Source organism: Ferroplasma acidiphilum, assembly GCF_002078355.1.
Lineage (GTDB): Archaea > Thermoplasmatota > Thermoplasmata > Thermoplasmatales > Thermoplasmataceae > Ferroplasma > Ferroplasma acidiphilum.
Window position 1 is genome coordinate 314,958 of record NZ_CP015363.1, and the last position, 22,481, is coordinate 337,438.

At 37.2% G+C, this 22,481-nt stretch carries 23 protein-coding genes; 16 read left to right on the forward strand and 7 right to left on the reverse strand.

The window, feature by feature from the left end; translation table 11 throughout:
* Positions 1-15 precede the first annotated feature (15 nt).
* The 3 genes from fad_RS01725 (at position 16) to cgi121 (ending at position 3,157) form a co-directional block, all read left to right on the forward strand.
* Entirely contained in the window at positions 16-675 is a 660-nt protein-coding gene (locus fad_RS01725) for a TIGR00266 family protein (protein ID WP_009887369.1), read from the forward strand.
* Positions 676-771: 96 nt separating this feature from the next.
* On the forward strand, positions 772-2,745 hold the full coding sequence (gene lonB, locus fad_RS01730; protein WP_009887370.1) for an ATP-dependent protease LonB: 1,974 nt from the start codon (positions 772-774) through the stop codon (positions 2,743-2,745).
* Positions 2,735-3,157 (forward strand): KEOPS complex subunit Cgi121, encoded by a 423-nt coding sequence (cgi121, locus tag fad_RS01735; protein WP_009887371.1) that lies wholly within the window; start codon positions 2,735-2,737, stop codon positions 3,155-3,157. Before lonB ends, cgi121 begins: the two co-directional genes overlap by 11 nt.
* Here cgi121 and fad_RS01740 read toward each other — a convergent pair.
* Positions 3,147-4,037 carry a nucleoside kinase gene (locus fad_RS01740; RefSeq protein ID WP_081141521.1) on the reverse strand — a complete coding sequence of 297 codons (891 nt, stop codon included), beginning with the start codon at positions 4,035-4,037 and terminating at the stop codon, positions 3,147-3,149. The two genes, cgi121 and fad_RS01740, sit on opposite strands and share 11 nt — an antisense overlap.
* Before the next feature lie 200 nt (positions 4,038-4,237).
* Here fad_RS01740 and fad_RS01745 point away from each other — a divergent pair, with 200 nt between their 5' ends.
* From fad_RS01745 to fad_RS01770, 6 genes are read left to right on the forward strand one after another with little or no spacing between them, the layout of a single operon-like run.
* Positions 4,238-5,815 (forward strand): carboxypeptidase regulatory-like domain-containing protein, encoded by a 1,578-nt coding sequence (locus fad_RS01745; protein WP_081141523.1) that lies wholly within the window; start codon positions 4,238-4,240, stop codon positions 5,813-5,815.
* Between the two features lie 6 nt (positions 5,816-5,821).
* Entirely contained in the window at positions 5,822-6,388 is a 567-nt protein-coding gene (locus fad_RS01750; protein WP_081141531.1) for a hypothetical protein, read from the forward strand.
* A complete protein-coding gene (locus fad_RS01755) occupies positions 6,378-6,851 on the forward strand; it encodes a hypothetical protein (RefSeq protein WP_081141532.1) in 474 nt (157 codons plus the stop codon). Before fad_RS01750 ends, fad_RS01755 begins: the two co-directional genes overlap by 11 nt.
* The gene (locus tag fad_RS01760) at positions 6,830-7,783 is read left to right on the forward strand and encodes an AAA family ATPase (protein ID WP_081141533.1); all 954 of its coding nucleotides are present in this window, start codon (positions 6,830-6,832) and stop codon (positions 7,781-7,783) included. The genes fad_RS01755 and fad_RS01760 overlap by 22 nt, the downstream gene beginning before the upstream one ends.
* Positions 7,780-9,075 (forward strand): DUF58 domain-containing protein, encoded by a 1,296-nt coding sequence (locus fad_RS01765; protein ID WP_009887377.1) that lies wholly within the window; start codon positions 7,780-7,782, stop codon positions 9,073-9,075. The genes fad_RS01760 and fad_RS01765 overlap by 4 nt, the downstream gene beginning before the upstream one ends.
* Positions 9,062-9,934, forward strand: a complete 873-nt coding sequence (locus tag fad_RS01770; protein WP_081141535.1) for a hypothetical protein — start codon at positions 9,062-9,064, stop codon at positions 9,932-9,934. Before fad_RS01765 ends, fad_RS01770 begins: the two co-directional genes overlap by 14 nt.
* Before the next feature lie 179 nt (positions 9,935-10,113).
* Here the strand turns inward: fad_RS01770 and fad_RS01775 are convergent, their stop codons facing one another.
* Positions 10,114-10,428: a rhodanese-like domain-containing protein gene (locus tag fad_RS01775; protein WP_081141536.1), complete on the reverse strand. Its 315-nt coding sequence runs from the start codon at positions 10,426-10,428 to the stop codon at positions 10,114-10,116.
* A 133-nt stretch (positions 10,429-10,561) separates the two neighbouring features.
* The gene (locus fad_RS01780) at positions 10,562-12,475 is read right to left on the reverse strand and encodes a glycoside hydrolase family 15 protein (protein ID WP_009887380.1); all 1,914 of its coding nucleotides are present in this window, start codon (positions 12,473-12,475) and stop codon (positions 10,562-10,564) included.
* Between the two features lie 188 nt (positions 12,476-12,663).
* Between fad_RS01780 and fad_RS01785 the strand changes: the two genes are divergently transcribed.
* The 4 genes from fad_RS01785 to fad_RS01800 all read left to right on the forward strand — a co-directional run bounded on the left by fad_RS01785 (position 12,664) and on the right by fad_RS01800 (position 17,033).
* Complete coding sequence (locus fad_RS01785) at positions 12,664-14,496, forward strand: amylo-alpha-1,6-glucosidase (protein WP_081141538.1); 1,833 nt, start codon at positions 12,664-12,666, stop codon at positions 14,494-14,496.
* Positions 14,493-15,611 carry a glycosyltransferase family 4 protein gene (locus tag fad_RS01790; RefSeq protein ID WP_081141539.1) on the forward strand — a complete coding sequence of 373 codons (1,119 nt, stop codon included), beginning with the start codon at positions 14,493-14,495 and terminating at the stop codon, positions 15,609-15,611. Before fad_RS01785 ends, fad_RS01790 begins: the two co-directional genes overlap by 4 nt.
* Positions 15,599-16,732, forward strand: a complete 1,134-nt coding sequence (locus fad_RS01795) for a glycoside hydrolase family 57 protein (protein WP_081141541.1) — start codon at positions 15,599-15,601, stop codon at positions 16,730-16,732. Before fad_RS01790 ends, fad_RS01795 begins: the two co-directional genes overlap by 13 nt.
* 67 nt (positions 16,733-16,799) lie before the next feature.
* Entirely contained in the window at positions 16,800-17,033 is a 234-nt protein-coding gene (locus fad_RS01800) for a hypothetical protein (protein ID WP_009887384.1), read from the forward strand.
* Here fad_RS01800 and fad_RS01805 read toward each other — a convergent pair.
* The 3 genes from fad_RS01805 to fad_RS01815 form a co-directional block, all read right to left on the reverse strand.
* Positions 17,030-17,269 carry a hypothetical protein gene (locus fad_RS01805; RefSeq protein WP_009887385.1) on the reverse strand — a complete coding sequence of 80 codons (240 nt, stop codon included), beginning with the start codon at positions 17,267-17,269 and terminating at the stop codon, positions 17,030-17,032. The genes fad_RS01800 and fad_RS01805 overlap by 4 nt on opposite strands.
* A gap of 15 nt (positions 17,270-17,284) precedes the next feature.
* Positions 17,285-17,818, reverse strand: coding sequence for a class I SAM-dependent methyltransferase (locus fad_RS01810; protein WP_081141542.1), 534 nt, complete (start codon positions 17,816-17,818; stop codon positions 17,285-17,287).
* A 111-nt stretch (positions 17,819-17,929) separates the two neighbouring features.
* Positions 17,930-18,559 carry an ACT domain-containing protein gene (locus fad_RS01815; RefSeq protein WP_009887388.1) on the reverse strand — a complete coding sequence of 210 codons (630 nt, stop codon included), beginning with the start codon at positions 18,557-18,559 and terminating at the stop codon, positions 17,930-17,932.
* Between the two features lie 81 nt (positions 18,560-18,640).
* Between fad_RS01815 and fad_RS01820 the strand changes: the two genes are divergently transcribed.
* The 3 genes from fad_RS01820 (at position 18,641) to fad_RS01830 (ending at position 21,780) form a co-directional block, all read left to right on the forward strand.
* Complete coding sequence (locus fad_RS01820) at positions 18,641-19,624, forward strand: NOG1 family protein (protein ID WP_236940587.1); 984 nt, start codon at positions 18,641-18,643, stop codon at positions 19,622-19,624.
* Positions 19,593-21,236: a glutamate--tRNA ligase gene (locus tag fad_RS01825; protein WP_081141545.1), complete on the forward strand. Its 1,644-nt coding sequence runs from the start codon at positions 19,593-19,595 to the stop codon at positions 21,234-21,236. The genes fad_RS01820 and fad_RS01825 overlap by 32 nt, the downstream gene beginning before the upstream one ends.
* 304 nt (positions 21,237-21,540) lie before the next feature.
* Positions 21,541-21,780 (forward strand): hypothetical protein, encoded by a 240-nt coding sequence (locus tag fad_RS01830; protein WP_081141547.1) that lies wholly within the window; start codon positions 21,541-21,543, stop codon positions 21,778-21,780.
* Between the two features lies 1 nt (position 21,781).
* On the opposite strand, the gene fad_RS01835 is transcribed toward fad_RS01830, so the two are convergent.
* A complete protein-coding gene (locus fad_RS01835) occupies positions 21,782-22,474 on the reverse strand; it encodes a hypothetical protein (protein ID WP_081141548.1) in 693 nt (230 codons plus the stop codon).
* Between the last annotated feature and the right edge of the window lie 7 nt (positions 22,475-22,481).

Sequence of the window (22,481 nt, forward strand, 5' to 3'; positions counted from 1 at the left end):
TTCCGTTCACCACATATGGTTAAATATGAAATAAGGGGCGGAGATGTACAGTATCTTCATGCAACGCTTGAAGCTGGAGAATCTGCATATATCGAACCGGGACATTTGATATATAAAACTCCCGGTGCCCGGCTGGATACCGGTACCGGTGGCTTAAGGGGGGCATTTTCCCACATGCTTGCAGGTTCAGCTGTTTTCCTTTTAAAGGTTGATGGCCCTGGCAATTTTGGGTCCGCAGGCTTTCTACCCGGTAAAGTTTTTGAAATAAAGCTGAATAACAATTCAATTTTCGCTGAATTCAATGCTTTTCTATGTATGGATTCCACAATTAAGTATTCAACAAAATTTGCCGGATTCTGGCAGGCAATATTTGGCGGCGAGGGCATATTCCTGGAAGAATTCTCAGGCACAGGCTCTGTAATGCTTCATGGGCATGGGCAGGTAATAGAATATGAATTAAAAGACGGTGAAGAGATACAGGCAGAACTCAGCCATGTACTGGCATTTGAGTCATCTGTTTCCTATAACGTCTCCAGAATTGGCGGTATTAAAACTATGGTTCTAGGCGGCATGGAGGGTGAGGGATTTTTCTTCGCCAATATGCGTGGTCCGGGCAAAGTATGGTTGCATTCGATCTCCCTTCTGGAACTGTCCGCAAAATTAGCCAGAAGATAAATACTTTTTTTAAAATAATTTTTTTATTTTGTTATATAAATTAGTTAGTTAAACCAGCATAAGAAAGTTTAATTATTAAGATTAGATAATGATTACGTGGACTCTAATAATGATGACGTTGAAGAATGGATATCTAAACAGGGCATCAAAACTACCAAGGAGATTGAGGTGCCCAAGCTTCTGTTTAATCAGGTGATTGGACAGGAGCATGCCGGGGAAGTCATACAAAAAGCAGCCATGCAAAAAAGGCATGTCCTTCTTATCGGTGAACCGGGCACAGGAAAATCTATGTTAGCCCAGTCTATGGTAGATTTCCTCCCCAAAGAGGATTTAGAGGATGTATTATGTTTTCCAAATCCAGAAGATTCCAATAAGCCCAAGATTAAAACTTTCCCTGCAGGCAAGGGAAAAGAAATACTCAGGCAATACCAGATAAAAGCAGAAAGGGAGAAAAAGGATAGATCAAAAAGCCTTCTTTTCATAGTTTTATCAATCATACTTTTAGGTGCAATACTTGCTATTTATCTCTGGGTGAGTGGCAATACTGCCGTTGCAATAGAAGTAATGTTTCTTGCTGTTATAGGTGCAGCATTCCTTTACATAATAATGGCCATGAATCCTGCGGCGAGGATGGAACGGGCAATGGTTCCAAAGCTGCTGGTAGGTCATAACCCTAATGATAAACCACCATTTATAGACTCTACTGGAGCACATTCCGGGGCACTTTTAGGTGATGTCAGGCATGATCCGTTCCAATCCGGCGGACTTGAGACCCCTGCTCATGAAAGAGTTGAAGCGGGCAACATGCAAAAAGCTGACAAAGGTGTCCTTTTCATTGATGAAATTAACCTGTTAAGGCCAGAAGACCAGCAGGCATTGCTTACTGCAATGCAGGAAAAGCACTTTTCCATATCAGGGCAGAGCGAGAGGAGTGCAGGAGCAATGGTTCAAACAGAACCGGTTCCATGCGACTTTGTCCTTGTAGCTGCGGGCAATCTTGATGCAATAAGAAATATGCATCCTGCACTGAGATCCAGGATAAGAGGGTATGGATATGAAGTTTATATGAACGATACCATGGAAGACAGCGACGATAACAGAAAGAAAATAGTTCAATTCATAGCACAGGAAATCGCAAAGGATAAGAAAATTCCGCCCTTCGATGATGGTGCAATTATCGAAATATTAAAGGAAGCACAGAAACGTGGCGGAAGAAAAGGAAGGCTCACATTAAGATTAAGGGAACTTGGCGGGCTTGTGAGAGTAGCAGGAGATATAGCTGTAACAAACAAGCAGCCAATTGTCACAGCAGATGATGTGAATCAGGCTAGAAACCTTAGCAAACCAGTTGAACAGCAGATAGCAGATAGGGCCATAGAAGTCAAGAAACTCTATAAAATGTTCACAGGAAATGGAAGCGCCATAGGGAAAGTAAACGGGCTTGCTGTTATGGGTTCTTCTGATATGTCCGATTTCACCGGAGTTGTGATGCCAATTGTTGCAGAAGTTACACAGGCACAGCATCCTCATAATGGAGGAGTATACGCAACAGGCAAACTGGGTGAAATTGCCAAGGAAGCAGTTCAAAATGTTTCTGCAGTAATTAAAAAATTGAGTGGCAAAAATGTATCTGATGTTGATATACATATACAGTTTATAGGAACCTATGAAGGTGTAGAAGGGGATTCAGCAAGTGTGTCAATAGCAACAGCGGTTATATCATCACTTGAATCCATTCCCATAGACCAGACAGTTGCTATGACCGGTTCTCTCAGTGTTCGCGGTGATGTACTCCCCGTAGGTGGAGTTACTGCAAAGGTTGAGGCTGCAATTGACACAGGGCTAGCCAAGGTTATAGTTCCTGCAAGCAACTTTAATGACATTATACTGGATGAGGCACATAAGGGTAAAATACAGATAATAGGTGCATCCAGAATAGAAGAAGTACTGGAAAACGCACTGATAATGGGTCCGGAAAAAGATAAGTTCCTCCAGAAAATAAAGGATATCGTAAACCCTGCCACAGATATCAAAAAACCCGCCCAGAGAAGGGGCACACATGTTGCATGATTTACAGTATTTTATTTTAAAATATTATAACAATAAAATTTTTGATTATTTGAAAACCAGAACCAGCCTTATTCAACTTATTGATGGCAATTCAATATCTTCAGAGTTGGAATTAAGTGAAGCAATCAGGAAAACAGATCGTTATCTGGAACACAATGGAAAGATCCATTTTCCAGGTACTGTCCTTTTAATGTATCTTGCACATACAAATCAGATCAATGTTGCCATAAACAGGTGCGGCATTAATCCAGATACGCAATCCGGTGTTGTTGTTTACTCAAACAGGGAAGACCTGGATTTTTTAATAGAAGGAGGATATATAAAATTAACAGAAAGATTCATTCCATACGACCTCCCCAGAAAGGATTTCGAGGTTTTTTCCAGCATGGCCCGGCTTGAAACTATGATTTAATGGTTTTAAATAGTTTCAATATATCCTGGAAATTAAGGTTAAATTCATTTATATTATTTTCAATAGCTTTTGAGGCCGTTATATTTCCAATACTTACAGAATCTTTTAATGTATACCCATTTGAAAGTGCTGTAAATAGGCCGGCCCTGAACGAATCACCCGCACCAATAGTGTCTGCAATGCGATCCGGTTTTATTCCAGGCATCAGAGTAGATTCTCCATTTTCAATCAAAGTTGCACCTTTTTCACCTTCCGTTATAATTATATTATTTACTGTTTTATATACGGCTGCACTATCTGTATTCAGCAATTCAAGGAGGTGGTAAAACTCCTTTCTGTTCATGATAATCATATTGCTGTGGTTAACCATATACTCTGCACTTTCCTTATTGTAAGTATACCATATTTCCTGTCCCGGGTCAAATACTACTTTAGCTTTCTTCTCCCTATCCAGAATTTTCATATACTCTTTTACCGGTCCTGTACCGATGTTTAAGAATGTATAATTTCCATATTCAAAATGTTTTGAAGCTTCCCAATTATTCATCGGGCCCTGAAACATATATGCAATCTGTTCCCTTCCATCAGAGGGCAGGTAACAAATAGGCCCATTTTCTTCTTTCATAATATCAACATGTTCTGTATTAATTCCTACTTTTTTCAGATTTGCAATGTATTTTTCATGGGATATTTCACCAACAGCAGAATACAGATCAAATTTCAGTCCCAGTGCATTTGCAACGTATGCAAAATTCCCTGCAGTACCTGCAAATTTCTCTCTAAGGGCCTTTACACCGGTAGCCTGGCCTGGAGACGGTAGAGATGGCACAGATAGGGTTACATCTATATTTAAGTGGCCAAAGAAAGCCAAAAACTTCATAGCTAGCGATTGTAATTAAATATTTAACAAATTTGACCGGGAAAAGGAATATTTCCTATCAACTGGAGCCGGCATCTATATTTCCCACAGCAATTTATTTTATATTGCTTAATTATTATCACATAGAAATAATATATAATACATTACATACTTTCACTATTTCAAAACATTTATATTGGTAAATTAACTCATTATATATATTGAATCATAAAGTTATAATTGCCGTTGCAGTTAGTGCAATTCTTATTGCAATGGTCTTTGCAGGTGCAAATATTCCCTATCCGGGTTACAATCCAACCGATCATCTCATATCTGGAAAACACCCTATTTCCAATGTATCAGAGGTACCCAAGAATTTTACTTTATCTGGAAACGTATCTAATTCTAATAATAATTTGCCACTTTCCGGAACTATAACAGTAAGCAATTCCACAATGTCCAGAACATTTAATACCAGCAGCAATGGAAGCTATAATATCACTCTCCCGCAAGGGAATTATAGTATATCGTCTTCAATACCTGGATTTCAAAATTATTCATCCACAATCAATCTGGATAGCAATAAAACGCAGAATATATCAACGCCTCCTGCTACTACCATAGGAAATGGAATTAATCAGGTTCCAGGTTCTACCAATGTGTCAACACTGGTTCCATATCTCAATAATAGTATTATGTCTGGAGGGCTTAATACTGACAATATAACCGGAACATTTGATAAAAATATCACAATAGATCTGGGCAAGAAATTAAACAATACACAATTTGTTGTATTGATGAAGTTAGACGGTGCAGTATATAGCTATAATTGGGTGACAAACGGAAGCGGGATGGCGAAATTATTCCTTAAATATTCCGGAAATTATACAATGTCCGCATATACACTGTATTATAATTCTAGTGTAATTCATTACAATACTGCAAATAATGATACTGCCAGATTCAATATGACAGAGCGTATAACATTCATTTCCTCTGTTATTCTTCAAAGTGCAGTCCCATTACATGATAATTCATCAGTTGCAAACTCAACACTCACAGTCAAAGGGGGAGTTTTCTCTGTACCTTCCTTATCCGTTAACAGTAATTTAACAGGGACTTACTATAAATATGAGGTACCCGTTGGTTTCTATAATTTTGCTTACAGTAATGCCCATTACGTTTCAAAAAATTTTGGCGTTGATGTAACAGGAAACAGTACAGTAAATAAAACAATTGACCCTTATTTAATATCCATAAATATAAGGAATAATACCGGGAATACATTTAATTATACACTTGGTAGCACATTTTATAGTGGTAATGGCATACACATGGCTACTTCAGGCATAACCACCCTATTAGTGTTCCATGACGGTAAAATAGTATACGACAATACAATACTCCTAACCAGTGCAAATCCATACTACCAGCTTAACCTTACTATTAGCAACAAAAATCTTACATTTAACGGCATTGAAACGGATTCGACAAATCTTTCCATTGTATATTCAGGCAATGTAACTTCTAACTTTTATATTGCATCCCTCGAATTTGAAAACTTTAGCACATCTGCCACTAACGGAATGATAATTATTTCCGGTGCTGCGAGTGGAAGCTACCCCCTAGACAGTGGATTATATACATACAATATGTCACAATCCCTTCCAACATCAGCGGGCAACCTCACAATAAAACTCGTTTATGATAATGATTCTAAGGTAAGCACAGATGGGCGTATGACTGTAGAGGTATATGGTTATAATATATCCACACTAGGAAATTATATTACGGAGTGATTTTTATTGCTATTCAAAAAGAATGTACAGAAAACAGAGAAAATTGAAGAGAAGACTAAAACTGTGTTGAAAATAAAAACAGTTGACGATATACCTGTAATAAAGGAAATGAGGAAGAAGATAGGGAATGGGGAACGAAAGGAAGCAATAATATACGGGTACACAAACCTGAAAAATGATTATACCAGATTTTACGGTTGCCAGAAATATTCATCAAACCGGGATTTTATCCTCTCAGAAATAAGCCATTTTGATATAGTTCCGGATCGTACTGAATTCAGTACGGATAATTTTACCATCAAAAATTTAATAGAAAATTCAATATACAATAAAGAGGAAACAGATGCTACTCCAGATAATGCTGGTAAAACGGATAGCGTGGAAAAGAATACCCGTTTTTTTGCAATAAAAAAAATAGCATTGTTTTATTTTAACTACTATGAAATTGCCCGTTTTGGTGATTATAACTGGGATGCGCTGGATGAAAAGGAGATAATAGACCCGGTCAAAGACGCATATAATTATATGGATATAATGAAATTGTTTTACGGTGGTGAACCTCATGGGGATTAATATAATTGGTCTTTTTCTTGATTACCGTACCAGCTTCAAATTTTTCTATCCTGTGGTTGTTCTACTTTTCCTTACCCTGGTTGTGACATTTCATTCCAGGAAATATAAAAATAAGGAAATGGACGAAATTATCCGTGATGCAAACCTGAAAATTGAAGATACACATTTCCTGAAAGAACTCAAACTCATAAAATCAGGGGATTTCTCTTCTTACCTGATGGAAATAGATAATGATATGTCCCATGTAACGCTTCTATTAAAGCACTATAAACTTATGGTGAGAAAATATCATAAATATAACGCCAAAAGCAAAAACTCTTCTAGGATTATGAGAAAACATGCTGCTAAAATGAAGGATGCATATCTTCAGTATATTTTAGATGACTATGAATCGATTAAGAAAATAAAAATGAATATGATAAATACGGAGGTGTACGATGAATGGAAGAAACAGAAAATATAAGGGATACAATAATTGATATGGAAACATCCATAGGAAATACGGTAATAGGTTCTTCGAGAATAGTCCGCTTTATGCTTATTTCTCTATTTACAAATAACCACATACTTATGGAAAGTGTTCCGGGGCTTGCCAAAACAATGCTTGCATCAGAATTCTCCAAGCATCTTGGCTTGCAATTCAAGAGAATACAGTTTACCCCTGATATGCTCCCCTCAGACGTAACAGGGAATATGGTTTTTAACCCCGAAACAAGGAAAATGGAATTCAGGGAAGGCCCTGTATTTTCAAACATTGTCCTGGCAGATGAAATAAACAGGACACCACCAAAGGTCCAATCTGCCCTGCTTGAAGCCATGGAAGAAAAGCAGGTATCAGTATACGGGCTCACAACAAAACTACCATCACCATTTCTTGTAATTGCAACCCAGAACCCCATAGAGCAGGAAGGCACATTTCCCCTTGCAGAAGCCTTGATGGACAGATTCCTGTTCAGGTACTATATTGATTACCCTGATAGGGAAGACGAGATAAAAATTTTAAAATCTATTTACAGAAACGCAGCTAAAAAATATAATACCCTGGATTCAGCCACTATACTGCATTACCGGAATTTAGTAAACGAAGTTTATGTTAATGAAGAAATAATAGAATACATTATAAATATAATCAGGAAGAGCAGGGAATCAGATATGGTATACCTGGGTGCCAGTACACGTACTGCAGTGAAATACCTTAATGCTGCAAGGGCAAATGCTATGCTAAGCGGGAGGAAATACGTTATTCCTGAGGACGTAATCTTTATTGCTCGGGAAATCCTAAACCATCGCCTTATTATGCGCCCTGAGGCACTTATAGATTCAGAGGCAGATTACAGAAAAATTATATACAATGTCATAGATTCAATAATAAATTCTGTAGAGGCACCCCAATGATCCGGAAGGCAGGTTATGCTATACTGGCTGTATTGACATACGGAATACTTGAATCAGTTCTGTTAGGATATAAATATTACATTATATTTACGATTCTTACATTCTTCATGGTTGCATTTGATGTTGTATATTTTAATATATCAGGTTCGAAGGCGATAAATCATATTTCGGTTACAAGAAGGTATGATACAATTAAATTCAGAAAAAACAGGAAATTTCAGATAACCCTGCTTTTTGAAAATAAAAATCCATTTCCAGTCTCAGTGCATTTTTTTGATGAAGCCATAGATGTGCTGGAGATTTCCGGAAAAACAGGTGGAAATATAACCATTCCTGAAAATGGGTCATACGAAACATCTTATTCAACAATTCCGCGTTATATAGGAAAATATAAACTGGGAAATATAACAATCAGCATCTCAGACCTGTTTCATATTGCTTCAGTTAATAAGACAATAGCCATGGATATGGCGATTCGCATATCACCTTCTACACGTGACATAAAATCTATCCGGAGTGAAATGATAAGCAGTTTTATTTATACCCAGGGCAACCATTATTCCCACCATGTTGGCCAGGGGTACAATCTATACGGTGTAAGGCCCTATACATTTGAAGACGATCCCCGGTTTATTGTATGGAGCAGATACAGTGAAGGCAATGAGGATAGCATAATGGTAAAAGAAATGGAGGAAGAGCGTGAAATTACAACAATTTTTATCATAGACTACAGCATAGCCATGAATTACGGCGATATAGACAGGGTTTACGACAGTTCTATAGTAGATATTATTAATTCAGCCCATTTTATGGCAAAAAACCGTGACAATGTAGGATTTTTACTATATTCAAGCAAAATTAATGTATATATCCCGCCTGGCAAGAGTGGCGAGAGTATAAGCAGATTGGAAAAATCAGTTTCCAGTATTCTTCCAGATGGGGAATTTAGAATTGGGGATGCCCTAAAAGAACTCCAGCTAAAGCAAAAAAAGCATTTTCTAACATTTATTATAACCGCATCCAGATCATACATACCGCGAAAATTTTTAAATTATAGCTCAACAAGCATATTCCTTATAGACAGTGAATCATACTATGAATATTCGCCAACCGGGAAATTCGACGGGCTTCTCATACAGAATATGCGGAAAAAAGATCTGGAAAACCTGTCACGAAACGTTAAGGAGATCAGGGATTATGGCATTAGATGCACATATGTGAACAGGAAAAATATGCTTTCAAAAATTATGGTAGAATATAATTACAGGAGGAGCATGAATGCAGGTGCGTGATAACATAAATAAATATTTAATTCCTGTACTGGCAGCTATTATATTTATTCCTGACTTTATAATGTTTTACGCACTGGGAAATGTGATTTATAATTCAACGGTTTTCTACTTTGTTATTTTATTCACAGTTGAAATGATACTTTCAAAATTTATTAAACTCTATGGTTTCCTGATCTTCCTTTTTACCCTCATGGCTGTGTTATTGTTGTATATCAAAACACTTTATTATTATACACATATTGTAAAAAGGTATTTTTATTATCTGCCCAACATGCCTGTTACCACCAGGTTGATTTATACCTTTGTGGTTATACTTATTATTGGCATACTGATGGAGGGGTTATTTGCCAGAAAATTCTGGCATCTAATTTCATCATATATTGTTGTATCCGGTACCATGCTCATGCAAATGGCAACACTGGCATATATGCATGCTGGTGGAATAAATATTAATTATAATTCATACATGACTGGCCTTTACAGTGTATCTGTATTAGAATACAAATCTGTTCTCTCACTATTCCTTCACGGGTACCAGACCTACCTGCCCCTGTACAAACTTGTGCTTCCCATGGCATTTCCTCTTGCAATAGGATATATGGTATCTGTAATCGGAACAATACTGTGGTTATATTCTATAGACAGCAGTAAAACAGACAATGTTTTTGGATACTTCTCAATAGTTATCGGGCTTGCAATCGGTTATCTGTTCTTTCTCATGATCCACTATGTTACCCCTGTTAAGTTTGAATTTTTATCAATAGCCATAGCCGTTGTATCTGTTTACCTTATTATTTCATACAGCAATAGTAAAAGCAAGGATATAACGGTCAAAGCTGATATAGATTATGAAAAGTAAATTGCTGATTAAGCCATATAAACTATCCCTATTTTATAACAAAAAAACGGTATCTTTATGTAGTTAATTGGCATTATTATATAAATTTGCATTAATAAAAAGCATTATGAAGCTATCCAGCCAAAATCTGATGTAGTCCCATCAGTATTGCTGAAAGGTGGCTGCATATGAAATGCAAACTATATCAGTGGCTTGTCCTCTATTTCCCATCCATACAATCCATTGTAAAGATTATATACATTTGTTATGCCATTTTCCTCAAGAAACTTTCCGGTATAGTAACTTCTATGACCGGAGCTGCATACCAGCACTATTTTTTTATCCCTGTACTTTTCTACCAGAGATATATTATTAAAAATATCGTACATAGGAATTGGCACAGAATTTTCTATATGGCCGGATTCATATTCAAATTGTTCCCTTACATCTATTATCACGCATTCATTCTTTTCTGCCATTTCCGATACTTCATCAGCATCTATGTTGAGAACCATAAAACACAAATATAAAATTATTATTTAATTTTTAAAACGCTTTGAATGCTACATATTTTAAATAAACATAAGAATTACCAATAATAACAATAAATGGGGTTGCCTGACAACACTATGAGACTCTAAAATATATTCAGTCTTTCTGATTCCGGTAAGCAGATGAATATTCAAGAATGGCTATTATAAATTCGGCATTGCTCCATACCAGCGGAGAAACAGAATGTGGTTCTCCTGTGTAGGGGTTGATCTGTTCTGAAAAAATTCCAGATTTTTGCCTGTGGGATTTTACCCATTCTATAAGGGACCATGATTTTTCTAAATTTCCTATTCTAATATAGTAACGAGCCATCCAGAGTGTTGTAATTATCCAGGGATTTCCAGTTATGTTGCTATCTTCCCTTATCCGCATATAATTGTCATTTTCATATCTCGCTATGCCTCCGCTTCCATTTACCCACAATTTTTCCATAATCGCTTCCATTGTTGAAAGCACCCTCGAATCCGTTGGGTTTTTCATTCCGAATATGGCAATTGATGATAATGCGCTATCCACCGTGAAATCCAGTTTTCCATTGATAATGGCACGGGCATACCTTCTATATTCATCCGAATAAAATTTCTGATCAAAGGCATTTACCATTCTATCTGCAGCATCTGAATACTTTCTCGAAAGTGCCTGGTCGCCAAAAACCCCCGCGAAATTGGATGCGGCTTTAAGTGCAGCAAAGGTGGTAGATACAGTATATGCATGTATCCCGTATCTTTCTTCCCAGAGGTCAAACGATTCCCTGGGCAGGCCGTCAGCGTCTACAAACCCTGTCATAAATTCAGCGGCCCTAATCACAATACTTTCGTAAAAAGGCGCAGTAAACCCTATATCATTATATTTTTTGAAATATTCCCACAGGACATATATAAGTAGTGCGGTTTCATCCTCCTGGATCGGATATATCTCTTTGCCATTCATTATATGGGGAAGCCAGCTACTGGCAGGGCTCCCATCCATATTGTACTTATGGTACATATAGCCTTTTCCGGACATCAATGATGTTGACATTGAAAAGAATTTCCTTCCCGATTCAGTATGTCCGGCTATACTGAGTGCATAAGCCGCTATGGATGCATCCCTCGGCCACATGTAATAATAGCCATCGTGGCTTATCTTTAGAATATCACTATCGCAGGAAGCAGCTATTGCTCCAATGGAATTGGAATGGCTTTTCACTATAAAGAGCGATCTACGGAAAATGGCATTTGTCTCAGAATCCAGGCCTGGCAACACTTTGGATGACCATAGCTCCCAGTAATTTGTGGTTCTCCTGTTAAGTTTTTCCATATACTCAAGATTTATATCCATGCTGATTTCTTCTATATCTTCATAGTTTTCCCCAGCTATAATATAATAATAGAGGTAAAATTTACTTTCTGCTTCTATATCAAAGGAATGCCGTAAAACAGAATCTACAGATCCTATGGAGACCGGATTCATTGAAAGCTCATTATCCTCAGCATCTTTCCATGTGCCCTTAAGGTTGCCTACATCCTTGACACCGGTAGCATACTGGTCTATGGATTTTCCGTTCTGGTCTATTGTTGACGCCATAAAGTACCGTTTTTCCTTATAATGTAAAATTCCGTTAAATTCTGGATAAAAGGCTGCTGTGTCTCCTATATCATTCCCGTAAATGTAAAAATTCTGGTGGAAAAATAATTTTACATTCTTCTTGACACCACTGTTATTTGAAATGGTAATGAATCTTACATATACATTTCTGTAAATATCTACAAAATCCTTATTTTCGAAATTGATGCCGTCAGAAGAATAATTTACGGTCCCCACCATTGTGTGGTCATAATAATCCATGGAGTCTATCTGGTTCCTATCAATCCATTTAAAATTATCATCTACGGAAACACCATACATAAAGGGGTGGCCAGCCGCATGATTCCCGGATGCGGTTTCAGAAAAATAAAAATCAACAATTCTATAATCTTCATCAAAGGTTAATAACATCTTTCCATTTCCCAATGGAATATATCTTACCATAACATAGAGATATGATATGCAGTTTAAAACGTTTTTGTATATGGAGGTATTAAGGCCTTATCTGGAATTGCTATTTGCCTTTTATACCATCTGCTGTATTGCCTGAATTTAGAGATGAAAGTTTCTGGAAATCAATCATATCCATGAAATATTGAAAAGGTTTATTAACATATTAACCTTAAATATTTATGAATTTTAAAGAAGAATGGCTTATTGCTAATTCAAAGGGTTCCTATTCTTCTTCAACAATCTCATTTGCAAATACCAGGACATATCACGGGATTCTGGTCAAATCCGAACAGAATAATTATAATAGATATGTTATATTATCGAAACTTTATGAGGAACTTGCATTTCAGGGGAAACAGTATGCAATAGATACAAATTATTACCCGGGAACAATGTGGCCTGAAGGATTTAGATACATACAGGATTACTCCACCACACCATATCCTTCGTTAACATTTAATCTTGAAGGAAATATATGCAAAAAATCATTAATTCTGGATCCGGATGCAGATACAGTTGTTATAAGATATGAATTTCCTGAAAAAATACCGGATATGGTTAACCTTTATCCGCTGCTGGCACTCAGGAGCTTTCATAATGTAATAAAATCCGGGCAAAAGGAATTTGTTGCAGACGAAGATAAAGGCTCTTATAGTTTCACAGATGGAATTTATTCCCTTAAAATTTCAAAGATTGGGAAATTTATTAATAAGGGATTATGGTATTATAATTTTATTTACCCTGAAGAGCAGGAGAGGGGAACAAATAGTATGGAAGATTTATACCTGCCAGGGGTAATAAGCATAAGCAATATCAAAAGCCCGCTGGATATAGCAATAACAACGGATGACAATTTCTCAGGGAATTTTCAGGACATCCAGCAAAGATTAACAGCCAGGGGGGAAAATAATGAGGGGGACCCTGCAATTAACGCATTGAGAAGAAACTCATATAATTTCAGGTTAAAAAATGATTTAATTGCCGGATTCCACTGGTTTGGCCCATGGGCAAGGGATACCTTTATATCAATGCCAGGACTCTTATTAATAGAAAAGAATTTTGATATGGCAAGGGAAATTTTCTTAAATTATGCTGGCAAAATGAAGGAAAACCTAGTACCTAACAATCTTTATAGCCAATCTTTTGAAAGGTCTGCGGATGCACCATTGTGGTTTATATACGCTCTTTACAAATACTATGCTTATTCAAATGACAGTTCATTTGTCAGATCATTATTAAAGAATGTCAGAGATATAATAAATTCGTATATCTCCGGGAATGAAGATTTTTCCCTCGATGGTAAATTCATAAAGGTCAGCAATGCACCTATGACATGGATGGATGCTAAAAACGGCAACACCAGTTTCACTCCGAGAATCGGCAAACCTGTTGAAATCAATGCACTCTGGTATAATTCCCTGAAAATATATACTTATTTTTGCAACATTTCAGGGGAACAACCGGAAAAAACGGTAAATGATATACTTTCCGAGTTTGAGGATGAATTCACAGGCAAATTCATTATTAACGGGGAAATAGCTGATACTATAGACCCTGTGGACACATCTTTCAGGCCCAATTTTCTATTTGCATATTCACTTCCTTTTCCACTTTTAAACCAGAAGCAATTCCTCGAGAAAGCCCGATTAGAACTTGTAACCCCATACGGATTGAGAAGCCTCTCTCCCCGCAGCAATAAATTTGCAGGTACATACTCCGGCCCGGTCATGGAAAGGGATAGGGCATACCATAATGGCACTGTGTGGCCATGGCTCGCAGGCCCCTATATAACAGCCTGTGTCCGGAATGGCTCCAATCCGGATAACCTGTACAGATTCTTTTCTGACTTATACTCTATGGAAATGGTTCCTGAAATCTTTGACGGATTATCTCCAGGAGAACCACGTGGATGCATTATGCAGGCATGGAGCTACGGGGAACTCATAAGGGCATATTATGAAGATATTAGAAAATACTCCCCGGGCACCACTGTAAAGAGGGGAGTGAAATGAAGGTTGCAGTTGTAGGATGGGAACTTCCCCCGGCATTTTCCGGCGGGCTGGGAATACACACATCCAATATTTTTTCAATAATAGGAAAAATAGTTCCGACAGAGATTTATCTCCCTGATATGGGCTATTCTTTTCCATATTACCCATTCAGTATAATAACAGTGAAAATAACGAAAGGTGTTGCCGGTGGTTCCTATTCACAGGTAACCAACTTTATCGATGCTGTAGAGGATTATAACCGGAATGTTATTGAAAATTTCAGGCCAGATGGTGTGTCGGTAATACATTGCCACGACTGGATAACATTCAGGGCTGGAATCGAGATAAAGGAAAAGTTTGGCATTCCACTTGTTGTAACATTCCACAGCACCGAGTACGATAGGTCAGCATACTTTAACCCCCAGGGCAATATAATGAAAATTGAAAAAGAAGGTGCTGAAAAAGCCGATGCAATAATAACAGTTTCAAACTCTACAAAAAGGGTTCTGGTAGAAAAGTATGGAATAGATGCTGACAAGATAACAACCGTTTATAATGGAGTTAAATCCTCAGCTTACACACAGGGTGTGAGTTATAAAAGAGAGAGGATGCTCCTTTATTTTGGTAGGGTAACAAGCCAGAAAGGGCCTAAATTTTTCATGGAAATGGCGGATAAGGTCAACCAGTATGAGAAAAATGTTAAATTTGTTATGGCAGGAACAGGGGATATGATAGGTGAGATGGAGAGCTATGCAGTAAACCATGGATTCAGGGAAAAAGTATTCTTTCCCGGATTTGTGGATTTCCACAAGGCCATTGAGTATTATAAAAGGTCCGGAGTATTTGTTATACCTGCAGTCTCTGAGCCATTTGGCATCACTGTCCTTGAATCCATGGTTTCCGGATCGCCGGTAATAATGAGCAAAACTACCGGTGTTGGTGAAGCGCTTAACAACGTATTGAAGGTGGATTACTGGGACACTGATGTCATGTCTTCCTATGCTATTTCTATACTGAACCATAAGAGCCTCCGGGAAACCCTTTCACTCTATGGAAAGTATGAGGGCATGTCATTTACCTGGGAAAAATCTGCAATTAAGACAATGGAGGTGTACAGGTCAATATGGAAAATATAGCCTTTTACTTTGAACTGCACCAGCCCTTAAGGCTTCGCCCATTAAAAATACAGGACAGGCCTGATAAGATGGGCATATTCTGGGAAGAACAGAACAGGGATATTTTTAAGAGAATATCAGAAATTTCTTACATCCCAGCAACAAAACTTTTAATGGAAAGCGGGATTAAATCAACATTTTCCCTGTCAGGGACGTTTATTGAACAGGCATTGAAATACAGCCCTGAAACTATAGATGTTATAGATGACTATGTAAAATCAGGATTGTGTGAACTGATGGGAGAAACATATTTCCATTCCCTTGCTTCAATCTGGAATGAAGATGAATTTAAATACCAGGTAAATGAACAGATGCATTCAATAAAAAGCATCTTTAATTATTCCCCTGTGTCATTCAGGAATACGGAACTCATATACAATAACAGGATTGCAGAGATGGCCAGGGATATGGGCTTCCGGAATATCCTGGCGGAGGGCACGGATGAAGTCTCAGGGCGTTATAGCCCCAATTTCAGGTATTTATCCCCATCCGGTGTAAACCTCTACCTTAGAAATTATCCTATGAGTGATAATATTTCGTTCAGATTTTCCAACACTGCCTGGAGCGGGTATCCACTGACAGCAGACAAATACATTCAATGGATTCAAAATAGCCCGGGAGATATAATGAACCTTTACATGGACTATGAGACTTTTGGCGAACACCAGAGAAAGGAAACGGGCATATTCGATTTCGTCCACTACCTGGGAAAATATATCGAGCAATATGGCATGGAAACCCTGAAGATTGATGAAATACAGGCAAAATTTAGCGTGAAGGATACAGTCAGCATTGACAAAACAATTTCCTGGGCGGATACAAGGAGAGACCTCTCTGCCTGGCTCGGGAATAAAATGCAGAATGAAGCATTTAGCCGGCTAAAGCACTGTGAAGATTGCCCGGATAAAAAACTGTGGAGATACCTCCAGACTTCAGATCTTATATACTATATGTCCATGGGAGAGCCGGAAGATTTTACAGTGCACGAATATTTTAATCCATACCGGTCGCCATACCTTGCCTTCATTTATTATATGTACGCACTTGATAACGTATGCGAAAATGCTGGAAAACAACTGTAATTTATTCTTTATACCGGTAAAAACTATGCTGGCATATTTTTAAATAGATAAAGGCAATGTAAATAATATGAAATGCTCAACACCTGACTGTGCAGGCGAAATGGAACCTGCAGGCAATATGAATTTTAGAGTTGGTGGATATACCGGAATAGGTGGAATGTTTCTGGGTGGATGGAATGACCTTACCGAAACCACACAGACATTCACATTGTACAAATGCAATACCTGCGGGAAGGTTGAACTCTATGAACCACAGCCCGTTCAGGATGACCGGGGAGAAAAGAAACATCACTTCCTTTAATGCCCGAAATAATTTGTTGAATCCTTTTTTTCGTTATCCTTTTTTATAACTTTCTTCTGTCTATTTATCCCGAATGGGTCTATACGTGTGTTTGTCTCAGAAATTGTATTCTCTTTCTGGCCTTTAATTTTACTCTCCTTCCCCTTATCAGGCAATGTCTCCTTAACATTTTTAAGCGCAATCTTGCTCCTCACAGGCTTTATTGAATTCCTGTTTCCATTATTATCCTCACTCATATATTCCACCTCCTATTATTTTTCCAGATAATACGAATCAAAATAATTGTATTCAAAATCCATATGCAGGCCAGGCTGGAATCCCGATTCAGTGAATATTTTATTTAGCTCATCATGGCAGATCCTTATATCCAGTGGAGGGCCCATGGCACTTTTTTTGTTAAATTCTATCAGGTAAACGTTCAATGGCTTCTTAGAGTTCCGGATCATAAAATCGATTATATCCTCTCTGCATTCTATATCGTGGAAAACAGTTGAAAAGAATATTTTGTTAAACCCTTTAATGTCTACATGGCACATATTTTCATTGACAACTTCAAAATTCTTCATTTCCATTAAATTCCTCTGTAGATGGGGCAAAACATCGGGATTGCGTTCAATTGCATACACCTTCCCATTTTTGAGTTTATCGGCAAATAATTTACTGTAAAATCCATCCCCAGCCCCCATATCAATTATTACATCATCGGGTTTAAGGTCCATTTTTTCAACAATTTTATTGTAAGGGATATATTTCTCCCTGAATTCTTTAATCCTCTCGTATCTCATTCCTAATAGATAATTATATAATATTTGAATATTCTTATTTTTCGGGATGATTATTATGTTATTCTATCCAGGGATTTTTGCAATCAATGCCATTATAAACAATTGCTTCCATTATCTTTCTATCATTTTAGCTGAAATTATCTTAAACGCATCTGTCAGGTCTTTCTCCTCAAGAATAATTATTGTATCACTATAAAATGAGATAATCTGCAGAATATTAATGCCAGCCCTGTACAGCAGCATGGTTATAAAATTAATATATCCCTTTGTTTTTTCTATCTCTTCCGGGCTTATGATGGATAGTTGCCCCAGATCCTTCTTATGCTCTATTATCTGTTCGTCTGAAAAGAAATTTGAAAACCCTTTAATTGTTTCATTGTCCCCAATAAGGGAAAAGGAATTTTTTGTCTCAACAAGGTTTATGGAATTCAATTTTTTTAGATTCCCTATAATTCCTGTTATAATTTTAAGGCTTTCATAGCTTTTTTTAATAACTATAAGGGAAATATTGGATGACATTTCAAGGTTTGACCTGTCTAAAATTTCAGAATTATATACAGCCTGCCCATTGCTTCTATACCGTTTCAGGGCAGCCATCGTAGCATCAAAATCTTCTATTCCTGTATTTGCCATAATTTCCCGGGAAAGGGCTGAAATATTGATAATACCTCTATTCAGGTAATCTTTTAGGTCTGGATTCCCATCGATGTACTTTCTAACTATTTCTGCGGTGTTAACCATTTTATCATGTATATACAAATTGTTAAAATAATTTATCAATTGATAATGAAAAGGATATTAACCAGCTTGAAATTGGGTTGTATGTTTGATTATATTCCTACAGTATTAAGATCACAGGAAATCATAGATAAATCATTTCATAAGGCTTCAAATATCGTTGAACCTTACTTCCCGAAAAAAGAAATGAAAATCAGGAAGGAGGTTACTGACAGAATATCCACAATTGAAAGTATTTCAACGGGCCACCTGGATAAAATAATTAGAAAATTCCCTACCATTGAAACACTACATCCCTTCTACTTTGACCTAATTGATTTAATGTTCGACGTTGACAAATATAAGCTGAGCCTTGGAAATGTCCAGTGGACAACGGATAAAATTAAGGACTTCAGCACAGTTTATATCAAAAAACTCAAAGGAGTAAAAACAATAAATGAAATGAATAATATAATGAAGCAGTACTACGGAAGATTCTCATCACTTATAAAAAACATAAACAAAGACCTGCTTTATCTTGGAGAATGCAGAAATTATCTGCGCAGGCTTCCAGGTATTATAACAGATATACCAACGTTCATAATCGCAGGTATTCCCAACTCCGGAAAAAGCTCACTGATACAGAAGCTTACAGGAACAACACCAGACATTGCCAGTTACCCCTTTACAACAAAGGAGATACTTATAGGCTATAAGAATATAGGCACCAGGAGGGTTCAGTTCATAGATACCCCTGGAATTCTGGATCGCCCCATGGATGACAGAAATGATATAGAAAGGAGGGCAATAATAGCCTTATCAAAAATAGAAGGTACTATACTATTCCTCTTTGATTACTCCGGGACTTCCAGTTATACGGAGGATCAGCAGAATAATTTATTCAATGAAATTTCTGGAAGCTTTCCCAATAAAATAATAAGAATCCAGACAAAAATTGATATAAGTGAAAGAAAGGAAAACAAATGCATATCATCTGTAACTTCTCCCGGGCTTAAGGAGCTTGATGATGTGGTAATTGCCGAGGTGGAAAATTTTTATGCAGCAAGAAATCAGGAAACAGGTTATTAAAAACGCATATATGCATGGTGGGAAAGCGGATATTTCCTCAGTTGTTGGAAAGTTGATTTCCATTAACCCGGATGCAAAAAAGGATATGAAAACCCTTATGGGAACAATAAGGAAATATGTTGACGAGGTAAATGCAATGGGTGCTGACCAGCTGGAGGAGATCGTTAACACCGAGTACCCGGATATACTTATAAAGGAAAAGAAAGAAGAAAGGCATGAACTGCCTGATCTTCCCGGGGTAAATGGGAGTGTTGTTATGAGGATGGCTCCGTCCCCCTCAGGACCCCTGCACATAGGCCATTCGAGAATGGCTATCCTCAACGATGAGTATGTAAAGCGTTATGGCGGGAAACTGATACTTAGAATAGAAGACACAAATCCGGGCAACATTGATCCGGATGCATATACAATGATTCCGGAGGATCTAAAATGGCTGGGCGTTGATGTTACAGAAACTGTAATCCAATCATCCCGGATGGAGTTCTATTATTCTGAAGCAAAGCGCATGATTTCTGAAGGGTATATGTACGTTATTGAAGAAAATCAGCAGGAATTCCATGATCTCAAATTGAAGAAAGTACCTGTAAAAGAAAGGGATGCCGACCCTTCAGTTAACCTTGAAAAATTCGATAAGATGATTTCAGGCCATTACTCCGAGGGTGAAGCAGCAGTGGTAATGAAAACGGACATAAATCACCCGAATCCCTCGATAAGGGACTGGATTGCATTCAGGATAAATACCACCGAGCACCCGCTAACCGGATCAAAATATTCAGTATATCCTACTATGAATTTTTCAGTGTCTGTTGACGACCATTATCTGGGGCTTACACATGTTATAAGGGGAATTGACCATCTTGTCAATACCGAGAAGCAGAAATATGTTTTTATGTACAATAACTGGAAAATACCTGAATATTTCCATTATGGTTTCATAACAATTCCCGATACAATTCTTAAAACAACAATAATCAAGGAAGGCATAAAATCCGGAAAGTACAGTGGATGGGACGATATCAGGCTTGGAACTTTAAAGGCATTGAAGAAGAGAGGATATAATCCTGAAACATTCAGGAAGTACTGGGTCCGTTCAGGAATGAATAAAAGCAATGCAACCTTTTCATGGGAAATATTTGATTCCATGGATAGGGAAATAATAGATTATAATACAGAAAGGTATTCCTTTGTACCACATCCGGAACTCATTAGCCTTCAGAATGCAGAACCCTTAAAAAGCCATGCCCTGCTACATCCACAGCGCCCAGATTCCGGTTTCAGGGAATATAGCATTCCGGCACAGGCATCTGTTTATTTCCCTGGCGATGAAATTGATAAAATAAATGAAGGGGAAGTAATAAGGTTAAAAGACCTCTGTGTGGCGGTAAAAAAGGGCAATAAACTTGTTTATAGCAATATTGAACCGGAAGGCAGGGTGAAGATAATCCAGTGGGCACCTGAAAATTCTGGAGATATCCAGATATTTCATCCGGACGGGAACATAGACAAGGGAAAACTGGAACCTTTAGCAACAGAGAAACGGGGAGTTGTACAGCTGGAACGTTACGGATATGTCAACCTGGATGGCAAAAATGGTTATTTCCTCCATAAATGATTGTTATAGCTTTATATCGTAAAATTCATGTTTGTGTGGCACAAACATATTAAATTAATTTCAGCCCCTTTATGGTTTTGCATATTACTGTGAAAATAAATAATAATATTTATTATACTTCATAAGATGTGAGTTCCTTATAAATAAACCTGTAATAGACTGCAGAATTTAGGAATCGATAGAAAATGATGGTCAAAGATAAAAAGCATCAGAATATTACACATATTTTATGTGCTGGAATACATAAATTTATACTGTTTTTAACAGGCATAAATAATAAGTCCTTAATTGTAATGTTGTGCTTATGAATGTAGATGACCAGAGAGAGGTTATATGCGGCGGAGACCCAGATAATTATCTGAAAGCCTATCTTAAAGGGCTATATTTTGACCTGGATGATGGCCAGGAAATAAAAGTCATATTTTCATCTGAAAAATTTCCATTTAACAATGAAAAGTTCAGTGAGATGGTAAAAGCCGCAAAGCTAAAACTTCTAAATTACAGTGGTACAGAAGATACTAAAACACTTATAATAAAAAAATAAATTATATTTTTCCCTGGATTTTCCCCAGTGCATTGCCCAATTTATAGAGGAATAAATGGTCGTTCCCCCCCTGTAAAATGCCGGAACATTTCTTCTCATCAAAGCTTATCCTGTGTATTTTTAAACGGTTATAATCCAGTTTGGCATTTATTATTTCCTCACCAAATGAAATTCTTTCCTGGAATGTTTCCTTATCCCTCATTATTTCCGCATCAATTATGAAATTTGTATTTACAGGTATTATGCCCTGGCAAAATGAATTATTATTATCATAGTTAAGAATAAATTTTTTCTTATCATCCATGTGAAATGATGAGGCAATTATATATTTCACGGAACATGTATTAAATATTTTTACAGGTATGTTGCCATTTTTTCCTTTAAAATAGTTTTTGTCTGCAATAAATATATACTCTTTATTATTCCTGACTTCAATCCTGTAAAATCCCAGATGGCCGTAACTATCATACACAAATCCAAGTGTGAGGTAATTAACCCTGTTCAATGGATCATAAAATAAAGGCAGTGATTTTATTCCATGGAACACATGCCTGAATTTCTTATTTTTTATTGAAAAATTATTCTCGACTTTAACAGCATTGGTTGAATTTATTTTATTTACGAACTCATCTAACTGTGTGTTCCTGAAAAAATCTATATAAACCTGCCATCCATTAGCTTTAACATATTCCATGAAGGTA